Annotated in this window: 1 rRNA gene; it reads left to right on the top strand. The window is 49.0% G+C overall.

Annotated features, from left to right (window positions below):
• A 16S ribosomal RNA gene (locus LJF29_RS21120) occupies positions 1-411 on the top strand; the annotation flags it as partial.
• Positions 412-625 lie beyond the last annotated feature (214 nt).

Below are 625 nucleotides of genomic sequence, written 5' to 3'. Positions count from 1 at the left end.
CATTCAGTTGGGCACTCTAAGGTGACTGCCGGTGACAAACCGGAGGAAGGTGGGGATGACGTCAAATCATCATGCCCCTTATGACCTGGGCTACACACGTGCTACAATGGACAGAACAAAGGGCAGCGAAACCGCGAGGTTAAGCCAATCCCACAAATCTGTTCTCAGTTCGGATCGCAGTCTGCAACTCGACTGCGTGAAGCTGGAATCGCTAGTAATCGCGGATCAGCATGCCGCGGTGAATACGTTCCCGGGCCTTGTACACACCGCCCGTCACACCACGAGAGTTTGTAACACCCGAAGTCGGTGAGGTAACCTTTATGGAGCCAGCCGCCGAAGGTGGGACAGATGATTGGGGTGAAGTCGTAACAAGGTAGCCGTATCGGAAGGTGCGGCTGGATCACCTCCTTTCTAAGGATATTTACGGAATATAAGACCTTGGGTCTTATAAACAGAACGTTCCCTGTCTTGTTTAGTTTTGAAGGATCATTCCTTCGAAACGTGTTCTTTGAAAACTAGATAACAGTAGACATCACATTCAATTAGTAACACAAGATATCACATAGTGATTCTTTTTAACGGTTAAGTTAGAAAGGGCGCACGGTGGATGCCTTGGCACTAGGAG

Source organism: Bacillus sp. LBG-1-113 (assembly GCF_020708615.1).
GTDB lineage: Bacteria > Bacillota > Bacilli > Bacillales > Bacillaceae > Bacillus > Bacillus mojavensis.
This window is presented reverse-complemented; position numbering and strand designations above follow the sequence as displayed.